At 39.2% G+C, this 21,350-nt stretch carries 14 protein-coding genes and 4 pseudogenes; 5 read left to right on the top strand and 13 right to left on the bottom strand.

The annotated features are described in order from the left end of the window. Positions 1-18 precede the first annotated feature (18 nt). The 3 genes from KUG37_RS05475 to KUG37_RS05465 form a co-directional block, all read right to left on the bottom strand. Positions 19-1,167, bottom strand: coding sequence for an acyl-CoA dehydrogenase family protein (locus KUG37_RS05475; protein ID WP_216937296.1), 1,149 nt, complete (start codon positions 1,165-1,167; stop codon positions 19-21). Between the two features lie 151 nt (positions 1,168-1,318). Continuing rightward, positions 1,319-2,590, bottom strand: coding sequence for an MFS transporter (locus KUG37_RS05470; RefSeq protein ID WP_216937320.1), 1,272 nt, complete (start codon positions 2,588-2,590; stop codon positions 1,319-1,321). 61 nt (positions 2,591-2,651) lie between these two features. Then, positions 2,652-3,800 (bottom strand): acyl-CoA dehydrogenase family protein, encoded by a 1,149-nt coding sequence (locus KUG37_RS05465; protein WP_216937298.1) that lies wholly within the window; start codon positions 3,798-3,800, stop codon positions 2,652-2,654. 251 nt (positions 3,801-4,051) lie between these two features. Here KUG37_RS05465 and KUG37_RS05460 point away from each other — a divergent pair, with 251 nt between their 5' ends. Next, on the top strand, positions 4,052-4,942 hold the full coding sequence (locus tag KUG37_RS05460; RefSeq protein WP_216937300.1) for an NAD(P)-dependent oxidoreductase: 891 nt from the start codon (positions 4,052-4,054) through the stop codon (positions 4,940-4,942). 44 nt (positions 4,943-4,986) lie between these two features. After that, positions 4,987-6,414 (top strand): NAD-dependent succinate-semialdehyde dehydrogenase, encoded by a 1,428-nt coding sequence (locus tag KUG37_RS05455; protein ID WP_216937302.1) that lies wholly within the window; start codon positions 4,987-4,989, stop codon positions 6,412-6,414. A 108-nt stretch (positions 6,415-6,522) separates the two neighbouring features. Here KUG37_RS05455 and KUG37_RS05450 read toward each other — a convergent pair whose 3' ends face one another. From KUG37_RS05450 to KUG37_RS05430, 5 genes and pseudogenes are all read right to left on the bottom strand, one after another. Beyond that, positions 6,523-7,878, bottom strand: coding sequence for an MFS transporter (locus KUG37_RS05450; protein WP_216937304.1), 1,356 nt, complete (start codon positions 7,876-7,878; stop codon positions 6,523-6,525). 77 nt (positions 7,879-7,955) lie between these two features. Continuing rightward, complete coding sequence (locus KUG37_RS05445; protein WP_216937314.1) at positions 7,956-9,308, bottom strand: MmgE/PrpD family protein; 1,353 nt, start codon at positions 9,306-9,308, stop codon at positions 7,956-7,958. A gap of 17 nt (positions 9,309-9,325) precedes the next feature. Further along, positions 9,326-10,204, bottom strand: coding sequence for a LysR substrate-binding domain-containing protein (locus KUG37_RS05440; RefSeq protein WP_216937316.1), 879 nt, complete (start codon positions 10,202-10,204; stop codon positions 9,326-9,328). A 285-nt stretch (positions 10,205-10,489) separates the two neighbouring features. Beyond that, the gene (locus tag KUG37_RS05435; protein ID WP_216937318.1) at positions 10,490-12,211 is read right to left on the bottom strand and encodes an electron transfer flavoprotein-ubiquinone oxidoreductase; all 1,722 of its coding nucleotides are present in this window, start codon (positions 12,209-12,211) and stop codon (positions 10,490-10,492) included. A 356-nt stretch (positions 12,212-12,567) separates the two neighbouring features. Further along, positions 12,568-12,778: pseudogene (locus KUG37_RS05430) on the bottom strand (helix-turn-helix domain-containing protein). Between the two features lie 967 nt (positions 12,779-13,745). On the opposite strand from KUG37_RS05430, the gene KUG37_RS05425 reads away from it, so the two are divergent. Next, the gene (locus tag KUG37_RS05425) at positions 13,746-14,222 is read left to right on the top strand and encodes an Hsp20 family protein (protein ID WP_216938208.1); all 477 of its coding nucleotides are present in this window, start codon (positions 13,746-13,748) and stop codon (positions 14,220-14,222) included. A gap of 355 nt (positions 14,223-14,577) precedes the next feature. Here KUG37_RS05425 and KUG37_RS05420 read toward each other — a convergent pair whose 3' ends face one another. Beyond that, positions 14,578-14,766: a YqaE/Pmp3 family membrane protein gene (locus tag KUG37_RS05420; RefSeq protein WP_216938206.1), complete on the bottom strand. Its 189-nt coding sequence runs from the start codon at positions 14,764-14,766 to the stop codon at positions 14,578-14,580. 1,082 nt (positions 14,767-15,848) lie between these two features. Here KUG37_RS05420 and KUG37_RS05415 point away from each other — a divergent pair. Beyond that, a pseudogene (locus KUG37_RS05415) lies at positions 15,849-16,198 on the top strand (diacylglycerol kinase). Between the two features lie 70 nt (positions 16,199-16,268). Next, positions 16,269-16,828: pseudogene (locus KUG37_RS14700) on the top strand (hypothetical protein); the annotation flags it as partial. Here the strand turns inward: KUG37_RS14700 and KUG37_RS05410 are convergent. The 4 genes and pseudogenes from KUG37_RS05410 to KUG37_RS05395 all read right to left on the bottom strand — a co-directional run. Then, positions 16,825-17,263, bottom strand: a pseudogene (locus tag KUG37_RS05410) (response regulator transcription factor); the annotation flags it as partial. The pseudogenes KUG37_RS14700 and KUG37_RS05410 sit on opposite strands and share 4 nt — an antisense overlap. A gap of 1 nt (position 17,264) precedes the next feature. Next, positions 17,265-18,950 carry a phosphoethanolamine transferase gene (locus KUG37_RS05405; RefSeq protein ID WP_216938204.1) on the bottom strand — a complete coding sequence of 562 codons (1,686 nt, stop codon included), beginning with the start codon at positions 18,948-18,950 and terminating at the stop codon, positions 17,265-17,267. 146 nt (positions 18,951-19,096) lie between these two features. Beyond that, complete coding sequence (locus KUG37_RS05400; protein ID WP_216940278.1) at positions 19,097-20,149, bottom strand: NAD(P)-dependent alcohol dehydrogenase; 1,053 nt, start codon at positions 20,147-20,149, stop codon at positions 19,097-19,099. 341 nt (positions 20,150-20,490) lie between these two features. Then, positions 20,491-21,264: a glucose 1-dehydrogenase gene (locus KUG37_RS05395; protein ID WP_216940277.1), complete on the bottom strand. Its 774-nt coding sequence runs from the start codon at positions 21,262-21,264 to the stop codon at positions 20,491-20,493. Between the last annotated feature and the right edge of the window lie 86 nt (positions 21,265-21,350).

Below are 21,350 nucleotides of genomic sequence, written 5' to 3'. Positions count from 1 at the left end.
CTAAATCCTTTTTAAATTTTACTTCGCACGCTGATTGAAACGACGACCAAATACATCTTCCGCTATACGGTTTTTCAACACTTCAATTGAACCGCCAGCAATCATCCAGCCACGGGTACGCTTCACGCAGTACTCAACTAGTGATTCTGTTGAATAACCGTAGCCACCCATTGCCTGCAGTGCTTCGTTTGCCACTTCCCAACCCGTCAGGTTGCATGACAATTTCGCAATACTAGTCTCATAGGCTGATGGTAGGCCGCCATCGGCATTAATTGCGGCACGGTAAAGAAGAAGCTGTGAACCTTCCAACTTCAGTGCCATTTCCGCAAATTTCCATTGCAGACCCTGGAACTCACATAAAGGCTTACCGAACTGTTCACGGTCCAGGCAGTGCTGACGTGCCACATTGAAAGCGTGACGGCCTAAAGCCAATGCACGTGATGCATTACCAATACGTTCAACATTGAAACCTGAAATCTGCTTTTTGAAGCCGCCTGGGCCAAGCAATACGTTCTCTTTCGGGATACGACAGTTATCAAAGTACAGCTGGCACCACTCTTCACCGCTCATGAATGCAGAAGGCTGACCGACTTCAAAGCCTGGTGTACCGCGATCAACCATCACTGAACCAATACCATCCAGACCTTCACCAAAGCGGACATAGATCAGGAAAGTGTCTGCATGTGGACTGTGTGTAGAGAAGACTTTAGAACCATTGATAATGTAGTGATCACCATCTTCAACTGCTGAGGTTTTTAGTTCAGTCACTGATGAACCTGCACCTGGTTCACTCATACCCAAGGCAAGCAGTTTTTTACCTGCTAATAAATCTGGAAGATATTTCTCTTTCAGGTAAGGGGATGCATATTCTGCGAAGGTACGGATCGCACCAAAGTTACCCGCCTGAACCACGTCAGCACTTTTTGGGCAAACCAGCGCAAGTTCCTGAATGGCAATCACGGCATCCATCAAGGTCCCGCCGATACCGCCATCTTCTTCTTTAACAGTGATACCGATCAGGCCCATTTCTGCCAGTTTGGCTGCGATTTCCCATGGATAGTCATGAGAATGGGCACGTTCTAATGCGCCGTCTGCCAGTTCCTTTTGGGCAAACTTGCGTACTGAATCTGCAAATGCGTTCTGTTCTTCGGTTAAATTGAAATCCATATTTCTAACTCTATATTCAACATATCTTATAGTTCTAGAATAGGTGTTTTATCGCTTCTGTGTTTTCAAATAAATCATCACGCTATGACTTATTTGAGAAAATGTAAAATTAAAAAAAGCGCTCTTTAGAGCGCTTTTTTTAATTTTTAGATTACTTTGCTGGTTGTGGCTCTACAACTGCCTTTGCTGATGGATCAAACATTTTTTCACGAATAAATATAATTGGTAAAATACTAATTAGATAGAAGAATCCTAGAATCAAGAAACCATATCCAATTGATTCACTTGCTGCAATTGCACCGACTAAGATAGGTGCAGTAGCCGAACCAATACGTCCCATATTATGTGCTGTACCCATAGCTGTGCCACGCGCTGCAGTTGGGAAGCTTTCGCTCATAAATGTTGCATATACACCAAATGGGATACCATATAAGAATCCAAAAAGTGCCAAGAAATAAATAATATTGGTAGGACTAGCAAACAAGACGATTGAAACTAAACACGCTGCTGTAGCTATACAACCAAACATGAATGCAAATCGACGCCCGAATTTATCAGAAATAATACCTGCACTGATCTTACCAAATACCATTGCACTATAACTAGCAATCATATAATAAGTCATTGATTTATAGTTAAGGCCCATTTCGGTTTCAATATAGGTTGGCATCCAATGATTCACACCGTTATAACCTAAATGAAGCAGCATACTTGCAGAAATCCACAGTAATAGAACTTTAAAAACAGCCTTATCTTTAAAAATCAGCTTAAAGCCAAAGGATGTATCTTGTGGATTAGTCTTTTTAGCTAAAAGTTTACGATCTCTTTCCGCCTGCCATGATTCAGATTCTGGTACGAAATAATATAAAAGGAATGAAAGAATAATAGCTGAGCCACTTAACAAGAACATTAAGCGCCATCCATGATCAGGAATAATTGCTCCAGCCATCAGAGATGCAACTATATAACCAAAAGTCCAACCTGTTTGTAGGGTGGCAATAATTGTCGTTCTATGTTTTGTAGGTACATATTCAGAAATCAAACCTGCCGATACAATATACACAGTACCTAAACCAACACCTGAAATAAAACGTAAAATACCGAATTGCCAAACATTTTGAGTAAAGCTCAATAAAGCAGTGAGTACTGAAAATAAAAGGACACTCGCTGCAATCGCTTTTACACGACCAAATTTATCACTACACCACCCCCCGAAAATACCGCCTAGTCCCATACCAAGGATGGTGACACTTCCGAGCATACCAGCTTCAACTCCAGTCAAGCCAAAATCATCTTTGATGCTTTTTAAACTGAGTGACAGCATCATTACGTCTGCGCCATCAACAACTAAGGCTAAAAAACATAATATAAATGCAAGTTTCCACTTTTTATTACCTTCTGCACTTCCTGCAGTATTTTCCATATGCATGATTCATATCCTTTGCAACGCATAATTTAATTTTTTATTTAATAATCACCAAGCTTTATTTCGCCCTTTGATTAAAACGACGACCAAATACATCTTCTGCAATTCGATTCTTTAATACTTCAATTGAACCGCCAGCAATCATCCAGCCACGGGTACGTTTCACGCAGTACTCAACCAGTGACTCAGTTGAATAGCCATATCCTCCCATCGCTTGAAGTGCTTCGTTAGAGACTTCCCAACCCGTCAAGTTGCAAGACAGTTTCGCAATACTCGTCTCATAAGCTGACGGCAAACCGCCATCGGAATTAATCGCAGCACGGTAAAGAAGTAGCTGTGAACTTTCTAGCTTCAATGCCATTTCTGCAAACTTCCATTGCAGACCTTGGAACTCACATAAGGCTTTACCAAACTGTTCGCGATCTAAGCAGTGTTGACGAGCAACATTAAAAGCATGACGTCCTAAAGCCAATGCACGTGATGCATTGCCAATACGTTCAACGTTGAAACCTGAAATCTGCTTTTTAAAGCCACCTGGACCAAGCAATACGTTTTCTTTTGGAATACGACAGTTATCAAAGTACAGTTGGCACCACTCTTCACCGCTCATAAATGCTGAAGGCTGACCAACTTCAAAACCTGCTGTACCACGGTCAATCATCACTGATCCGATGCCATCCAGACCTTCGCCAAAGCGGACATAAATCAAGAAAGTATCAGCATGTGGACTGTGTGTAGAGAAGACTTTGGAACCATTGATGATGTAGTGATCACCATCTTCAACTGCTGAAGTTTTCAGTTCAGTCACTGATGAACCTGCACCTGGCTCACTCATACCTAAAGCAAGCAGTTTTTTACATGCCAATAGATCTGGAAGATATTTCTCTTTCAGGTAAGGAGAAGCATATTCTGCGAAGGTACGGATCGCACCAAAGTTACCAGCCTGAACCACGTCAGCACTTTTTGGGCAGACTAAAGCAAGTTCCTGAATGGCAATCACAGCATCCATCAAGGTGCCGCCAATACCGCCATCTTCTTCTTTGACAGTGATACCGATCAGGCCCATTTCTGCCAGCTTGGCCGCAATTTCCCATGGATAATCATGAGAATGGGCACGTTCTAATGCCCCATCTGCCAATTCTTTCTGTGCAAATTTGCGTACTGAATCTGCAAATGCAACTTGTTCTTCCGTTAAATTGAAATCCATGTTTTTTCTACTCCTATCAAGCTATGAGTAAGAGTATTTTTAAAATTTTGCTTTGAGTTTCGAAAAAGTCATGCAGCTATGAGATTTATCGTTCTTGTCTATTTTAATAAAATTAAAACATTGAAATTATTAAATAAAATATATTTGCTTTCCTTTAACTCATAGAGGTATTCCAAATCGGTATTTAAGTCGTTTTTCTTTTTTGTCATAGTCAAGTTGCATAATGAACACTATTAGATAAAGGATGTTGTATGAAAATTGGATTCATTGGCTTAGGACGTATGGGATTCCCACTAGCCTCACACTTAGTTAAAAATGGATTAGACGTAATTGCATTTGATTTAAACCCAACCCAAATTGAAAAATTTATTCAACTAGGCGGAAAGAAAGCTGAAAACATCCAAGACATATCAAAGGATGTAGATGTAGTCTTCACCATGCTACCTGGACCTAAACAATCCAAAGATGTGATCCTAGGTGATCATGGCATTTTAGCGAATTTGAGTGAAGGTAAATACTTAATCGAATTAAGTACGATCGATACAGACACTGTTGATTTGCTATATCAACATGCAAAAGAAAAGAATATTAAATTTGCAGATGCCCCTGTTGGTCGTCTGGCTGCTCATGCAGATGAAGGTAAGTCACTTTTTATGCTGGGTGCGGAAGCATCTGATTTTGACTATCTCCAAGATTTACTTTTAAAAATGGGTACAACTGTTTTGCATTGTGGCGAGCCAGGTGCCGGAACACGTATGAAACTCATTAATAATTTAATGGTGTTATGTTATTGCCAGCTTAACTCTGAAGCGCTGGTACTCGCTCAAGGTTTAGGCTTAGATACGAAAAAGACTTTTGATGTACTTACTGGCACTACAGCTTCAAATGGTCAGCTCAAGGAAAAATGGCCACAAAAAGTGCTGAATAATGATTTAACGCCCGGCTTTGATATTGCTCTGGGTTTCAAAGATTTAACCTTAGCTTGCCAAGCTGCTCAATCTACAGGCATTTCCCTTCCAGTTGGTAACGTAGTGCGTAACATGTTCCAGCTTGCACGTCATGCGGGTAAAGATGGTCAAGATACTTCCTCAATGACAGATTTTTGGGCTGAAGTAAACCAGATCGATAAAATCCGAATTTAATAGATTTCATTTCTTGAAAACAATAATTTTTAGAGCCTTTTGATATGCAATACAGCCAGTATATTTCAGGAAATTTTCGTGAGGGATCTTCCGAAAATGTATACGATGTCCTGAACCCTTCTACCCTAGAATCCCTGGGAAAATTAAAGTTTACGATTGCAACAGATATTGAAGAAGCCATTCGATCTGCCTCAGATGCATTCGAAACTTGGCGTAAAAAAACAGCTTATGAACGCTCAGTGCTGATTCGTAAAATTGCCAATCGTATATATGCACAAGTGGATGAACTTGCAGAGCAGATTTCATTAGAACTGGGTAAGCCCCTGCAAGAAGCTAAAAAGGAAGTACAAACTGCTGCCGAAATGTTTGACTGGGCCAGTGAAGAAGCACGCCGAATTTACGGTAAAACTATTGCGCCACGTACAGCAGGTATTAAACAAACTGTTGTTTATGAACCTGTGGGTGTAGTGGCTGCATTTTCTGGATGGAATGCTCCAGCAATTACTCCAGCAAGAAAAATTAGTGCGGCACTTGCTGCTGGCTGTTCAATTGTGATTAAACCTTCTGAAGAAACTGCCGGTATCGCGCTAAAAATTGCACAGATTATTGATGAATTGGATTTTCCCAAAGGTGTCGTCAATATGGTGTTTGGCAATCCAGAGGACATCTCGAATATTCTGTGTGAATCTCCGGATATTGCGGTGATTACCTTTACTGGTGCGACTTCTATTGGTAAAGCACTTGCAGAAAAAGCATCAAAGCACCTGAAAAAACTCACCCTAGAGCTGGGCGGTCATGCACCTGTGATTATCTGTGAGGACGTAGATGTTGAAAAAGTAGCAAAAGCTGCTGTTGCAGCAAAATACCGTAATGCAGGGCAAGTCTGTACTTCCCCTACTCGCTTCCTGATTCATGAATCTATATTTAATGAATTTAGCCAAAAGTTTGTAGAACACACCAAGCAGATTAAAGTGGGCAATCCATTTGATGCTCAAACCCAAATGGGGCCATTAAAAAATGCCCGTCGTTTAAAAGCAATTGATGACCTGGTGAAAAATGCACGTGATCTTGGGGTCGAAGTTGCCACTGGTGGAGAACAATTGCAGGATTTATCGGGCTATTTTTATGCGCCGACAGTGCTGATTCAGCCTTCCTTAGAAGTTCAAGTCAACCATATAGAACCCTTTGGTCCCATTGCTATTTTAAGATCTTTTAGTGATTTGGATGAAGCTCTGCAAGAAGCAAATCGTCTGCCATTTGGCTTGGCGGCTTATGCCTTTACCAACAATTTTAGTTACATTGAACGCATTTCAAATGAAATTGAAAGCGGTGTAATTAGTATTAACGATTGGCAGGCTTCTTTACCTGAAACACCTTTTGGTGGAGTGAAAGATAGTGGTTTAGGTACTGAAGGTGGTGCCGAAGGTATTCATGAGTTCTTGAAGATCAAGACGGTTAGAATAGCTTCCTGAAATAACATTTCTGAACAGCTTTAATCATAAAAAATATTAAGCCGAATTAATTAACTCGGTTTAATATTTTTTAAATCTTATGTTTTATTCAGCTAGAACTACGATCATTTAATCAGAATATTTAAGTCTATAAAGACTCGCTAAGCTTCCACAAAATGCAGCTAATGCACCTAACACAAGTATTGCTACTAAACTATTAGAAGAAAAATGTATACTTATCGCAACTACGGATGTGCCCACGGTCTGTCCTATAATCCTTGATATATTGAGCATACCCCCAGCAATCCCACTCCTACTCATAGCTAAGTTTGACATAAGCATACGTTGATTAGGCGCAAAAAATAGTCCAAAACCTATTCCACAAAAAAGCATTATTATGAAAATAATATATTGAGGTAATTCATCTGTAAAATAAGCAATATTCCCTAGCCCAACTGCTATAAGCAGAAGTCCAGCACCGCCTAAATAAGCCGGTGAAATTCTGTTAGAAAGCATTCCTGCCACTGGCCCAGTAATTGCCCCCATAAGTGGCCAGGCAAGAATAAATAGAGGAATTTCCTGTTTGGAGTAATTTAATGAAAAAAATATATAAGGTAAGGCAACTAAAGCTACGCCTTGGGTTACAAATCCAAAAAAAGCTGTAATTAAAGAAAAGCTGAAGATGGAGTTCTTAAATAGATCGATCGGAAAAATTGGATACTTGTGATTTTTATCCCTTAGATACAATAAAATACCCGAAATAATTCCGATGCTTAGAAATATTCCTGTATTTTTTAGGGAGTTTGAAATAGAGAAACTAGCTAAAGCAAAAATAATACTCGAAAACATCACCATACTTAACAGTGTTGATAATATATTGATATTTCTAAGTTTATGTACTTTATCTTTAGGAATACGGTGACATAAAAAGTAACTGACTATACCCATAGGAATATTTAACAAAAATATCCAGGACCAATGGAAGTGCGACAGTACTATGGAGGCGATAACAGGCCCAGTAACGAAGCCAAGTGCCAAAAGAAATGCATTAATTCCTAAGCCTAGGCCTAATTTTTCTGAAGGATAAAGTTGACGAATTAAAGCAATATTAGTGGCAAGGATCGCTGCTGCACCTAAGCCCTGCAAAGCACGTGCCCAGATAAGCTGTTCAATTGTTTGGGCAGAACCACAAAAGAATGAAGCGGTAGTAAATATAATTAAACCTATTTGAAAAATACGTCTATAACTTAATTTATCTGCTAAAACAGCTAAAGGTAAAATTAACGCAGCCATTACCAATTGATAGCTAGTAATGGCCCAAATAGATACAACAAAAGATATATTTAATTCATTACTAATATGAGGTAGAGCAAGATTAATCACTGCTATGTCTAAGTTAGACATAAAAATAGCGATGGATAGTCCTATTATCCCTAATGTAAATTCATTATTTCTAGTATTGGAATCGATTTTTTTATCAAGCATTTCGGTAGGACTTTAGCTGAATATGTGTTTGTTAATAGGTATTTGAAATTCCATAATTCCAAATACCTTAAAATTAATTAAATTTTTAATGAATTAATATTGATCTTATCTAATAACCAAATTTGATTTCTTAGTTCTTTCGCATGTTCTGCTGTGATGACACCATCCACCAACTCAAAGAATTTATGATCTAAATCTCCATCTGTTAATGGTGCTTCAGGATCGCCTTTTCGACATGGTGAGAAGTGCTCAAATGTTTGACCATTTTTGAGAGTGACTTTTACTTTAGCTGCGCGTTGATTTGGAAATTTAGAAGTTAATTCTTCATCACTTTCTAAAGTGAGTTTCTTCATTAACTCACGTGTTTCTGGTGATGCCATTTGCTCATCCGCAAAAGCATTTAATCGAACGCTGCCATACAGGAATCCATGAGATACCACATAAGGTAAGCTGAAACGGCATTGGAATGCAGATTCAGGATTAAAATTACCGGTCACATCTAATGCGGTTTGATAGGTTCGAACGGTAATGTTTTCAACATCGGAAAAGGATACACCTTTTTCCAGCAGGATTTGACGGATGGCGATAGCACCATCAATTGCCGCAAAAGTATGACCACAACAACCATGATTTTTTTGTGTCATTTTACACACATTATAGTCAACACCTAGTCCAGCTACAGCTTTATCCCAATTAGGATTTTTAGATAGAGCTGCACCAAATCCCACCTCTCCTTCCAAAATATCTAAAGCACCGGTAATGCCTTTAGCAGCAGATTTAGCTGCTGTAACGCCAATCGAAGCAGCATGTCCACCATGTAAAGCCTTAGTCATCGCATCAGATCGGAAGGCTTGTTGCAAACCTGAGGCAAACGTAGTTGCCGTTGCTACTGCATGAGCAAATATATTTTGGTCATGCGGATTAATTAAAAATGCTGCAGCCGCTGCACTACCGATAGCACCTACTGTGCCTGTAGTATGGAAATAGGAATAATGCGAAGGCTGTACTGCTGCACCTAAGCGGGTTGAGACTTCATAACCTATTACTACTGCTTTTAAGAAATCCAAACCGCTACGCTCATATTCATCAGCAATCGCAAGCGCTGCACTAATCACCGGTACCCCAGGATGGTAAACTGCATCTCTGAAAATGTCGTCGAATTCGATTGCATGGGATGTTGTACCTAATATCCAAGCAGCTGAAGAAGAAAAACCTGTTTTGTCTAAGCTTGGAATACGACTTTTACCTACACCCAGTTCATCTTCAAAGGTGGCAATAATTCTTGTACCTACATCACTCACAATTCCTGGATATAAAGCTGAGAACCAGTCAAGTACAACACGTTTCGCATGATGAAGTGTCTCTGGAGAGAGATCTCGCTTTGCTTCTAATGCAGCATACTCAGCATATTTCTGAATGAGTGTCGTCATATATTCTTTACATCCTTTTAATTAAGTTCTTCGATCAACCAATCCCTTAGTTCAATAATTTTTTCTAATTTTGGTGAGTTTTGTGGAACAACAAGGTAATACCCCATGTCACGTTTCAGCACATAGTCTGAGAAATAAACCAAACTACCATTTTCGATTTCCTGTTCTACGAGTTTAGTCTGTGCCATTGCAATACCAATTCCATCAATGGCTGCCTGATAGGCTAAAAGCGAGTTTGGGAGCATAAACTGGTCTGTTTCGGAACTTTCTATATTTTGTGCAGCTAACCAGTCTGTCCAATCTAATTTTCTATAGTTTGAATGTATAAGCTTATATTTATTTACGTCTTGTGGAGCTGGCGGACGAGTTAAATGGCTAATTAATGATGGACTGCATACTGGTCTGATCTCATCACTACATAAAAAATAGCTATCAACATCAGTCCAGTTGCCATCTCCAAATTGAATAGATGCATCTACATGCTCTGTCGCAAAATCTACGGGAGCAACAGCGGTCTTGATATTGACGCGTAATTTAGGGTTTTCAGCATGTATTTTCTGTAAACGTCTCACTAGCCATTTAGCTGCAAATGTTGAATATACGCGTAATGCAATATCATTATTTTTGCGATATGAACTCATACCACGGGTGGCAATAGCAATTTTATTAAAAGCTGGTCCTATTTCTGCATAGTATTTTTCACCAGCATCAGTCAGGCTAATGCCTGATCTTTCCCGCTTAAAAAATTCAATTCCCAGATATTCTTCAATCAAAGTAATTTGACGACTTACAGCAGATTGGCTCACGTATAACTCATCAGCAGCCTTGGTAAAACTTTTGTGTCGAGCAACACACTCAAATGTACGTAGGGCATTTAATGGTGGAATATCGCGCATATCAACCTCCTGTTGTAAAAGCACAGTATATGCAATAAATATTCTTCGTCTAAAGAAACTGGCTTATTAATAAGTCGTAGGATCAGTTCATGATCATGCTTACAAACTATGTTTCACAGCATACATTTTTATAGATAGGGTTAATTGCTAAAAACTCATACTCTTATGAGTTATAAAAAACAGCCTCCGAAGAGGCTGTTTTTACCTAAAAAATAAAAATGAAGAGTTTCAATAACGTCTACATGTTTGGGTATGAGAGGTCTTGCCTCACAAGAACTATCCAAATTACATATTTGGATAGTTTGGACCACCAGCACCTTCCGGTGTTACCCAGGTGATGTTCTGAGAAGGATCCTTGATGTCACAGGTCTTGCAGTGTACACAGTTGGCTGCATTGATCTGGAAGCGTTTAGAACCGTCATCATTTTCCATGATTTCATATACACCCGCCGGGCAGTAGCGCTGAGCTGGCTCATCCCATTTTGGCAGGTTCACGTTCACTGGAATTGAAGCATCGGTCAGTTTCAAATGCGCAGGCTGGTTTTCTTCATGCACGGTGTTCGATACAAACACTGAAGACAGGCGGTCAAAAGTCAGCTTGCCATCCGGTTTTGGATAGTTCGGCTTGAAGTTCACCGCATCAACAGTTTTCAATGTCTTAAAGTCTGGCACCAGGTTATGCAGGGTAAATGGTACTTTAAACACGTTCTGGTCGATAAAGTTGAATGCACCACCCATCCATTGACCGAACTTATGCATTGCAGGGCCAAAGTTACGCGCGCTATACAGCTCTTCTTTCAACCAGCTGTTGTTGAACTTGTCTGTATACGCAGTCAATTCTTTCACGAAGAAATCTTCGCCTTCAGTTACACGTGCAACTGCCAGGTCACCGCCTTTCTCTACACCGGCCTTGATTGCTTCAAATACCGCTTCACCGCAGAGCATGCCGGATTTCATCGCAGTATGTGAGCCTTTGATCTTGGCAAAGTTCAGGAAGCCCGCATCATCACCGATTAAAGAACCACCTGGGAAAGTGAATTTCGGCAGAGAGTTAAAACCACCTTTAGTTACCGCACGCGCACCATAAGAAATACGTTTGCCGCCTTCCAGATACTGCTTGATCAGTGGATGGGTTTTCCAGCGCTGCATTTCCATGAACGGATACATGTGTGGGTTTTCATAAGAAAGGTCCACGATCATGCCCAGGGTCACCTGGTTATTTTCCGCATGGTATAACCACCAGCCACCTGAAGAACCGGTTTCATTGAGTGGCCAGCCAGCACCATGCATGACCAGACCTGGTTTGTGCTTGGCAGGATCAATTTCCCATAGTTCTTTAATGCCGATACCGTAATGCTGTGGATCTGCATCTTTATCCAGGTTGAATTTCTGGATCAGGCGTTTACCTAAGTGGCCACGGCAGCCTTCAGCAAAAATCGTGTATTTCGCGTGCAGCTCGTAACCTGGAGTGAAGTTATGCGTTGGTTCGCCATCTTTACCAATGCCCATGTCACCCGTCTGGATACCTTTGACTGAACCATCTTCATGGTAAAGGATTTCAGAGGCAGCAAAGCCCGGGAAGATCGAGACTTCCAGTTCTTCTGCTTTCTGGCCTAACCAGCGCACCACATTGCCCAGTGAGATGACATAGTTGCCATCATTATGCATGGTTTTTGGCACCATCCAATGCGGAGCTTCTTGTGATTTTTCATCAGAGAGCAGGAAGAAGGTTTTATCTTCGGTAACAGGTACATTTAAAGGCGCACCTTCTTCTTTCCAGTTCGGGAACAGCTCGTTCATGGCACGCGGTTCAAGTACAGCACCAGAAAGAATATGAGCACCGACTTCGGAGCCTTTTTCCACGACACAAACGGACAGATCATTCAGGTTGTTTTCAATTGCAAGCTGACGGATTTTGATCGCAGCAGAAAGACCCGCAGGGCCTGCGCCTACGATGACTACGTCAAACTCCATCGATTCTCTATCAATTTCTGATTCTGGGAACATCCCTCTTCCACCTATTACCAATCAAATTACTATGTCGGTAAGTATAGAGAGGCGCTTATTAATTAAATTTCGGAAAACTCATCTGGGCAGAACATAAAGGAATAAAACGTATAGTTCATGAACTTACTTTATTAAAAATTATAAATTTTTTATATATATTATTGAGATTTAACGTTTATTTAATTAAAAAAAATATGAATCAGACTTTAGGTGAACATAAGTTAAATGAAGTGCACCATATCATAAGTTCATATAAGTACTACTCTTACGTAGATTTAATAATTTAAAGCCCTATTTTTTTTACTATAAAAAATACTCTTAAGCTCAAAATCACCCTGAGCATCAAGAATACGGATTCAAGTCGCTGCACGACCAGTCAGATAGCGACAGCCTTGCTCCCAATTTTGCAGAGTTCTTACACTGATATGCAAGCGTGTAGAAAATTCAGCCTAGGTTAAGCCAGTTCTCTCATACTTGTTTAATATCGTGAAATTCAAGCTCCGTAACTCGACTTATCTTGATTTCATTGCATTTGATGGCACCAGCTTCTTTGATTGAAGCAATCAGGTCATCAAATAAGTTGTTAGCTTTGAAATTGCTCCTTCGTTATATGACGCAGGTTTAAGATTTCTTAGTCAATCAGGTGATTTTACTGACTGTAGATGAAGCTCCCAGGAAAAAGATCTGATCATCCTCTGTGACTCAGTAATAAATTACACGGATAGCCCCACTTTTTCCTTTATTACCTTGAGTACTCATAAGCTCTTTAATCTACTTGGTAAAAAATACCGGTTTCAATGAATTATCTATGTGTAAGTACATCAATGGAATACAAAAAATTTAAAAGTTTTAGGATGAAAAAATAGGATATTTAAGCGGCTATTATTCAAAATATTAGTTATTAAATTAATAATAATCTTGATAATAATTTATATTTTACTTATGAAGTAAAGGTTATTTATCACTTTTAATTTCAACTAAAAATTAATGTTTTATTTTTTATAAAAAAATTTACCATTAAAAAATTTCAAGTTAATGATTTTACAAAAATTATCGTTATTATTTCTTGATTTAATAATGAACAACAATCGTGTCATTTAATAAAATAAATATTTTAAAATATAGCTAAGGTTTTCATATTAAAAGAAATAGAGACTATTAGGTATTATAAAACAAAAAAGTATTTTATGATAAGCATCTAATAAATATAAGTAAATTAATTTTAAATTAGCTATTAGAACTAAAATTGACATTTAATAAAAAAATCCATTGATTTATATGGATAAAATAATTTAAGCACCCTGAAATAAATCAAATTTTTAAATTTAATTCAGCATTATGAAAATAATTTAAAATAAAAGACTCACAAAATTTAATTTTATTAAACATTAAAAGTATTGAATGTTAAAATTATTGTTCTATATTAATTTAAAAGCAGTAATCTTTAAATTCTGCTTTACGTCTGTATATTAAATCTATGAGTATCAGTATAAAAATACTGGCTATAAGGCTTTCTTTTTCTGGAGAAATTTTAATGAGCAATTCAAATCTTTCACCACTATTACGCAGAAGTATGGGTTTTGATCGTTTCAATGATTTATTTGACTATGCCATGCAAACTGTTACGCCTAATTATCCCTCTTATAATGTTGAAAAAGTAGGAGAAAATGATTATCGAATTTCTGTTGCTACTGCAGGATTTAATGAAGACCAGCTTCAAATTAGTGTAGAAAATAAATTATTAGTTATCACCGGGAACGCTGAAGAAGAAAGTTCAGATTCAACGGTTGAATTCTTGCATAAAGGTATCTCTAAGCGTTCATTTAAACTCTCACTGCGTTTAGATGAGAACATGGAGGTACAACAGGCTAATTATGAAAATGGTTTACTAGCAATCGACTTGAAACGCAATATTGATGAAGGAAATATGTCGCGTCAAATTCCAATTGGGAATAAGTCTAATGAAAAAAAGCAGTTAGATGAATCTAAAGAAGAGTCTAAGTCAGAATAACTAAAAACTCCTGATTCCTTGTGTAACCTAGGATTCATATGACAAGAAAAGTATAACTCTCTAATTCTTTATTTTAATTATTTTTATGCTTAAGAATTAGAGAGTTAAATCATCCCTACCTCTGATTTTTTATAATTATTTATTGTTATTGTGAAACTGATTAGATCACTTATTGAGCAAATAATCATCCCACAAATCCTAAAATCCGATCGCTGACTTATAGATAAGTGTGATTAATATCACATAATTGATCAGGGCTACAGATGATTTGATTAAACAATTCATTCTTAAACTCTGAATTCTAGCTAGTCTCACCTTACTTTGAAAAATATCCCCAAGTAAGGTCAGCTATTCACTAAGAATAAGTCGCTCTTCTAATTTTTTCATCTGTCTTATATTGTGATAAAGCATATACTGCCCAGATCGCAGCCGGGATCCAACCCAGGATCGTAATTTGAAGAAATAAACACAACATTCCTGCGAATGGTCTGCCTATCGTAAAAAACAGTAACCAGGGGAAAAACAGAGCGATCAGAAGTCTCATATTACGTTCCTATGGATGCATTATTTCAGATGAATTAATTTCCAGTGAGGGGTAAATTAAACAGCTTATGATCACGTCTGTCTGTTAAATACTGATCCATTTGTGTAATTAATCTTGCTCTCGCCTGTCTATCTGCTTCAGTAATTTTCAACATGGAGGAGCTGATAAAATCTTTCTTTTCTTATCATCCTTTCGCATCTGTTCTTTTTCTTTGCCACATTCTCTTGCTATTTTATAGCCTGTATTTGAGCTTTTCTTGCTGTCTAAATTTCAGTAACGTTGTGCGAAATCATTCTTTAGACTGTGCGCTGGTGTAAGCATTTTCTATTTCAGGAGCATCGCATTGAATCTCCACGATATGTGATCAATAGTCACACCATGTTCGGCAAGCATTTCATAAAGTTCACGATAGTTAACAGCTATTCACAATACCAGCATTACGGCGTCATCTTACAGATTTAAGCTCATGACATATTCGATGAAACTTATGTAAAGGTGGAATTGACCATGATTTCATCTATAGGCAGTCAATTAACATGGCTATATGATAGATTTTCTTCTTTCTTCTTTCTTCTTTCTTCTTTCTTCTTTCTTCTTTCTTCTTTCTTCTTTCTTCTTTCTTCTTTCTTCTTCTAACCGCAATACCAAGTCAGCATATTGTTTATGAATTGATCAATATTGGATCGCACCTACAGTTGTTTTTGTTTTTCTAGTTGTCGATTGAATGTTTTTTTTAAGGATGTAAATAACTAACTCACTTGTCATTTGTAGATTATTTATAAATAACCAGATCAGTTTAGTATTCATAATCAGTGGTTTTTCCTAAAGTGTAATTGCTTAAACTAAAAAAGCAGGCACCTAAACGAGAATTGGGAACTTGCACTCTAGGGGGAAACTAGATCAACAAGAAAAATAACTTAATACTTAATATAAAACTCCAAACTTAAAAAATTCTTAATTTCCTTCAACAAAATGTAAAATCTTTTTTCATAAAAAAATTAAATAGAAATCCGTTTTTTAAGAGCTTTTTAAGCTTAAAAATTTAATTTAATCATATCTCGTATTAACTGAATCACTTCTATATGTCCTTCTACCGTTCACCCTATAAAGGGACCGCGGGACTCCAGCGTATTTTAAATGCGACCCGATACTCCCTTGCCGGCTTTAAAACAGCTTTTCGATATGAAGCGGCCTTTAGGCAGATCCTGCTGATCAACCTTATTTTGATTTCTCTCAGCTTTTGCATGCCAGTTAGCCGAGTAGAACAAGCGCTGATGGTGGCCGTGTGCTTGCTAGCATTGATTGTTGAACTCATTAACTCAGCCATTGAGGCCGTGGTGGACCTATGGAACCGCATGAGTTATCCAAAAATGCCAAGGATATGGGCAGCGCCGCCCAGTTTGTGGCACTCAGTTTAATTGCCCTGACCTGAGGCATCATTTTAGTGGGTCACTCGATCTGATCCCCGCTCCTGCTATAGCTACAAAAATGGAATATTTAAAATGCTACCTGAGCGTCCGCAGTTTTTACTAATACAAACATTGCTATTAATTTTCAGTGTTTTGATTCTCTGGATTTTTTTTGAAATAGGCGGAACGATTGATTTACAGCTGATTTATCCTTTCATTGATGATTAGGGCAATTTCCCCTCCGGCAACACTGGCCGCTCACAGAATTAAATCATCGTTATGTCAAAGATCTGCTTATTCTGGTGTATATCGTTGTTTTTGTCGGCTGGGTAATATCATTAAAGTGGCAATCCTGGCATGAACGGCGTTGGGAATTTGGCTATTTTTTTTGTATAGTGATATCTTCAACAGCCTTGATTGGGACTCTCAAATCTCAGTCGGCCCATGCTTGCCCCTGGAATATGGTCATTCCAACTCATGATGGTGTTTTATGGGATTTTAGTGCCACTACCGGACACTGTTTCCCTGGGGGACATGCATCCAGCGGTTTTACCTTGATGGCAGGCTATTTTGTTTATCGCATTTCAAACCAAAAGCGGGCCAATTTTTTTCTGATCGCTGCGATAATTTTAGGTTTAGCCATGGGCTGGGCAATATGCTGCTCCAGATCCAGTTCCAGACCGCCATGTGATAATTTCTTATTGGTATCTGCCGCCCCTGAATTTTTTAAACCACTACGGCGCATTAAGGCATAAATACGGGCCAGTAGCTCATCGAACTCATAAGGTTTAATCAGGTAATCATCTGCCCCCTGATTTAGCCCATCCACCCGGTTTTGTAACTGGTCCCGTGCAGAAATAATCAAAACGGGTAAATTTGGAAACTTCTGCCGGATATTTTAAGCACCAGCATGCCATCCATCATCGGCAGGCCCAAGATCCAGCAGCACAATATCATATGCCTGTTGTTGTAACTGTTTTAAGCCACCAATGCCATTGTTCACCCATTGCACATCAAATTGATGCAGCTAAGGTTTCAGTCGACTCGGCAATCATAAAGTCGTCTTCAATAATCAAAATTTTATGCATCTCAAGCTCTGTTTTTTAATGATGATGAGCACTGTGCAAGCATATCATTTTCCGGATCAGTCACTTGCGTTTTTATATCCAGCAAGCTTAACAAACTGGCGAAAAGATGGTCGTGACTGCGCGCCTGTTCGGTCTGTGCTTTAAGGCAGTCCACCTGCTGAGTATTGTGCTGCTGCCAGGCATCTGAGAACCACATCAGCATGGGGACATGGGTCTGCTGCGTTGGTGCCATTCTATAAGGTGCACCGTGCAGATATAGGCCATGCTCTCCGGTAGACTCTCCATGATCAGAAAGATACCAGAAACCGGTTTGATACTGTTTTTGTTGCTCCAAAGTTTTGATGATTTGAGCGAGGACATAATCTGTATACACAATGGAATTATCATAGCTATTCTTCAGCTCGTCAGCGCTACATCCCTGGATGGCATTGGTATTACAGGTGGGTTGAAACGGCTGATACGGCGCTTTGGAGCGTTTGAAATACGCCGGACCGTGGCTACCCATCTGGTGCAGGACGATTAACTGGGGTGTCTGATTGTTTTTGTCCAGATGTGACAGATAATCTTGCAGGCTATCCACCAGTATTTCATCAAAACACTCACCTGCAGCATCACACCACTTCTGTTTCAGTTGTGCTGGAATCTGATATTTTTGCACCCGGTCACAGGTACTTTTACAGCCCGAGTTGTTGTCAATCCAGGTCACCTGATAACCAGCCCGCTGGGCGATATCCAGTAAGCCTTCACGGTGGCTGGCCAACTGTTCATCATAGGCTTGTCGTGGCATTCCTGAAAACATACAGGGTAATGAAACGGCTGTCGCAGTCCCACAGGAACTCACCTGATTAAAATTAATGACCTGCAACTTGCTCAGTTCAGGATTAGTATTTCGTGCATAGCCATTTAAGGCAAAACTCTCGGCACGTGCAGTTTCTCCCACCACCAGCACCATCAATTTGGGTTGGGTCGGTACTTGAGACTGCTGAAGCAGATGTGCATCTTCGCCGAAAGCCACCAAAGGTAAATTCATTTTAGGTGCTTTCTTTTTATAATAAGACAAAGTAGACGCAATACTGTTTTGTGGGGAAAGCATACCCTTGAGGTCCCGATGCTCCCGGAAGATGGCTGCATAATCGACATAGAAACAGAATAATAAACCCAGAATCAGGCCAGCTGAAAGTACACTGCTGAGGCTTTTATGCAACACTTGACGCCCTAATGATGCAGGTTGAATTTTAAGTATCCAGACTATGCAAAGGGGAAGAATCACAAACACCAGTGTCCAGATGACCAGTCGCATTGACCAGAGATCACGGACTTCACGTGCATCGGTCTGCAACATATTCTGGATCTGGTCGGGGGTGATGATGACCCCTAGACTATTGACAAAATAGGCACTAAAGCCGCCCAGAATGATCAGGACACTGGCCAGTATCCTGGCATTCCATTTCCAGTTCAGCCACTGCAATACCAGATTGTAAAAGCCAATAATGACCAGGACTGTAGCAGCCAAAAACACCCCTGATTTGAAGCTGGTATAGGGTGTAAGTTGATGTATCTTCTGATAAAAATTAAAGTTTAATACCAGGCCCAGCCAAATGGAGAGCAACAGGTTAAAGCTTGAAAGAGTGAGGGTTTTTTTTTGTATTTGACCCAACCCCGTAGTACGTTGGAGCAGCTGATGCATTATGAGTAGCTCAAAGGCTTTATACGATACTTTAGCTTAAAATATGAATCTTAGAAATGGCTTAAAGTCGCCAGCATTGATAGCAATCGCCAAAATCGTGGTATTGAATCTCTAAGCCACCAGAATGCATAACAGAAAAACCAGAATTAATTTTCAGAGAGTGTTTTTATATCAATCACAAAACGGTATTTTACATCACTCTTTAACATACGCTCAAAAGCTTCATTGATATTGTGCATTTCAATCATTTCCACATCAGCAACAATATGGTGCTCTCCACAAAAATCAAGCAATTCTTGAGTTTCCTTAATCCCGCCAATCACCGAACCCGCAATCGATCTTCTTCCCATAATCAGTGGAACTGAATTTGCACTAATTTCGCCTAGATACCCAACCAGTACGATAGTTCCATCTAAGGTGAGCGTTGGAATATAAGCTTCCAGGTCATGGTTGTAAGGTACGGTATCTATAATTAAATCAAACTGATTGACGACTGAACTCATTTGAGCTTCATCTGTTGATAACACTACATTATGAGCACCTAACTGTTTTGCATCCTGTTCTTTGTTTATGGAACGGGTAAATAATGTCACGTCTGCACCTAGAGCATTGGCCAGTTTAATTGCCATATGCCCTAAACCACCTAAGCCCACGACTGCAACTTTACTGCCCTTTCCAATATTCCAGTGACGCAAAGGTGACCAAGTGGTAATTCCGGCACAAAGCAGTGGAGGCACAGCCTTGGTATCCAGATTTTCAGGTACCTTTAATACAAAATCTTCAGCACAGACAATTGTTTGTGAGTAACCACCATAAGTTGGACGCTGATCATAACGATCGAGGCTGCCATAAGTCTGAATATTCCCTTCTTTACAATACTGCTCTAGTCCTGCATGGCAGGCTGAACAGGTTCGGCATGAATCCACCATACAGCCAATTCCTACCAGATCACCCACTTTATATTTTGTGACTTTAGAACCAATCGACGTAATGCATCCTACTATTTCATGACCCGGTACTAAGGGATAAAAACTAAATCCCCAGTCATTTCTGACTTGGTGTAAATCGGAATGACAAACACCACAATATTCGATTTGGATCACGACATCATCCTCACGTGGTATTCGGCGTTCAAACTTAAATGGTACCAAGGGACTTTGTGGTGAATGTGCAGCATACCCTAATACTTCGTTGTTCATATTTTTCTCGCATAGATCATGGGCAGGATAAAAAATTGATAATAAAAATTCATTCTGCATTATTGATTTTGAAAACTAACTGAAAATTTTAATAATTTAGGAGTTGGTATTCTTAATTTAATATAGTGTAAAAGAGGAAAAAGAATTACACATGATTAAAACAGTATAAAAATGAAACAGGATATTCGTGATCTGGTCGCTTTAAAAGATGGACTGAAATGCATTAAATAATAATGGTCAATCAGTCCTTCTATCTTGGGCGTCATGATGAAATATCAGCAAATTTTTATAAACTAAATAATTAGAATAATATAATAAGTTTATAGTTTATAGTTTATAAATTAGTCAAGAGTCTGCTCTCCTCCACCATTTACGAATAATGTTTGCCCGGAAACCCAGGAAGACATTGGAGAAGCAAAAAACAATACTGCGTTTGCAATATCTTCAGCTTCACCCAGACGCTGTAAAGGAGTATGAGCTAACATTTTTTTTTCAATTTCCGGCGTAAGTACTTTTGCTAATGCAGCAGTCCGTATTGCGCCTGGGCCAACCGCATTGATTCTGACCACAGGTCCAAAATCGTGGGCCAAGTTGGCACCCATATGATTAAGGGCAGCTTTTGAAGAGGCATAGCCACTCATGGCTGGGCTTTTATTAATGGAACTCATGGAGGTAATATTGACGATTGAGCCATATCCGGCTTCATTCATATAAGGAACAACCAGCTGGCAAAGTCGCCATGCTGCAAATACATTTAACTTAAAGTCTCTTATAAAGTCCTCAACCATAATTTTTGAAGGTGATTCCCGACCGCCGCCGCCGCCGCCCGCATTATTTACTAATATATTGATGGCTCCAAAAGCTTTCAGGGTGGTTTCTACGGCGTTTACAAGATTGTCATCTTCCAAGATATTGCAAGCCACACACTGGACTTCACCTCCTGTTTTTTCACGAATTTCTTGAGCGGCCTGATTGGCCATCTCTTGATTTAAGTCCGCAATCATGACCTTAGCCCCTGCTTGAGCAAGCACAAGAGCACAGGCATGGCCAATTCCTGCTGCACCGCCGGTAACCAAAGCCACTTTGTCTGATAAATTTAATAGAGAGTTTTGCATGATAATGAATACCTTTTTTATTGATACATCGTCATATAATTTTATGAGTTCAGTATTTCTGCTCTATCATAAATTTTTAGTGCCTT

This window comes from Acinetobacter sp. BY419 (assembly GCF_019038395.1).
Classification (GTDB): Bacteria; Pseudomonadota; Gammaproteobacteria; order Pseudomonadales; family Moraxellaceae; genus Acinetobacter.
Note: the sequence above shows the minus strand (reverse complement) of the source record. Positions and strands in the feature narration are given on the sequence as shown.